The organism is Nocardia farcinica, from assembly GCF_029867845.1.
In the GTDB taxonomy this organism is placed as follows: Bacteria; Actinomycetota; Actinomycetes; order Mycobacteriales; family Mycobacteriaceae; genus Nocardia; species Nocardia farcinica_A.
Window position 1 is genome coordinate 1 of record NZ_JARWRU010001105.1, and the last position, 1,747, is coordinate 1,747.

The 1,747-nt window shown below is 70.9% G+C and carries 2 protein-coding genes; both read right to left on the minus strand.

All coding sequences use genetic code 11. From position 1 onward, the window contains the following. On the minus strand, positions 1–463 hold a 463-nt coding region (locus tag QH283_RS24400; RefSeq protein WP_280505275.1), incomplete at its 3' end, for a Rho termination factor N-terminal domain-containing protein. Between the two features lie 398 nt (positions 464–861). Then, positions 862–1,747 (minus strand): homoserine kinase (locus QH283_RS24405; RefSeq protein ID WP_280505276.1); only part of this gene is annotated, 886 nt, incomplete at its 5' end.

The following is a 1,747-nucleotide window of genomic DNA, read 5'->3' on the forward strand; positions in this document are numbered from 1 at the left end:
CCTCGGGCTGCGCCTGCGCCTGCGTCGAGGCGGCGGCCTGCGCGTTCGGCGCGGCGTCCTTGACCTCGGCGGCGTCCTTCGTGGCCTCGCCCGCCGTGCCGTCGGCGTCCGCGGCGGCCTTGCGCTCGGCGGTCTTCGCGGCGGCTCTGTCGTCGGCGCCCTTCTCAGCGGCGCCCTTGCCGGCGGCCTTCTCGGCGGCGCCCTTGTCGGCGACCTCGGCGGCGGCCTTGCCCTTCGCGGGGGCGGTCACGTCGATCGCGGTCTGCTCGGCCTCGGCCTCGGAACGAGCCGGCTTGCCGGACTTGGCGGCCTTGCCCGCCTGGTTTTCTTTGATGGCGGCGATCAGATCGCCCTTGCGCATCCCCGAGGTGCCTCTGATCCCGAGCTCCCCGGCGAGGGCGCGCAACTGCGGCAACAACATCCCAGTCAGCCCCGATCGTGCGACGTCGGTGTGTTCGCTCATCTTCGAAATCCCGGATTCACTTTCGCGGCCGCCCGAGGAACTTGGGTTGGAATCCACCCCGGGTGTCGCGAGCAGGTCCGTATCTGTCACGGAAATCCTTTCCTTCCCTCGAGTGCCTTCTGCTGAGTCGAGGGGTTCGTCCGCAGTCCGGGCACTGTGCCGGACTCGGTGTTGCCGTATCGCCTGCTCCGCCGGACCGGAGGCTTCGCCACCGGTGGTGAAAGGTGGGAGAGATCATTCCAGTTGCACAGCTGCGCAGTACCCCCATGGCCTGGAGGCTCGAGCCTGGAGCCTGCTGGAGCGATTGCCCTGATGAAGCACCGGCGTCTGATGCGCACGATGTACGGACACGCCCAGGATAGCTGGATTCGGTGAAACTCGGCAAGACGGACGCGCCGTCAGCTGACCCGAACCCCCTCGGCCAGACCGGGCTCGATCACGCGCAGTCCCTCGGCCTCGGCGAGATCCCTGAGTTCGGACGGAAAGTCGCTGGTCGGCAGGGCCAGGACGGTCGGTCCGGCACCCGAGACAGTGGCCGGGATGCCCGCGGCGCGCATCCGTTCGATCCACCGTGTGGTCACCGGCAGCGCGGGGGCGCGCTGGGCCTGGTGCAGGCGGTCCACCGTGGCGGGCATCAGCAGCTCGGGGCGCGAGGTGAGCGCGACGACGGCCAGCGCGGCGCGGCTGACATTGAAGGCGGCGTCGCCGTGCGGCACCGTCTCCGGCAGCAGGCCGCGGGTGTGCGCGGTCGAGGAACGCACCTCGGGGATCAGCACCACCGGGCGCAGCGAGGGATGCGGATCCAGCCGGACGGCCCGGTAGATCCGTCCGTGATCGGGCACGTCGGTGCCCGCCTCGCCCGAGGTCTCGGTCCAGGAAATGACGATGCCGCCGAGCACGCTGGCCGCGGCGTTGTCGGGATGCCCCTCGAACTCCGAGGCCAGCTGCACCAGCTGATCGGCGCCCGCGGCCAGATCCGGGTCGAGCCGGGCGGCCAGGCCGGAACCGGCGGCCAGGCCGCCGACCACCGCCGAGGCCGACGAGCCGAGACCGCGCGAATGCGGAATCACGTTGCGGCACACCACGTCGAGCCCGTCGGCCCACACGCCCGCGTGCTCGAGACCGCGTTCGATGGCCCGCACCACCAGGTGAGTGGGGCCCCATGGCACGTCGTCGGCGCCCTCGCCCTCGACCCGGATGGTCAGCCCGGAATCGGTGGTGCGCACCTCGATCTCGTCGTAGATGCCCAAAGCCATTCCGAGCGAATCGAATCCGGGCCCGAGG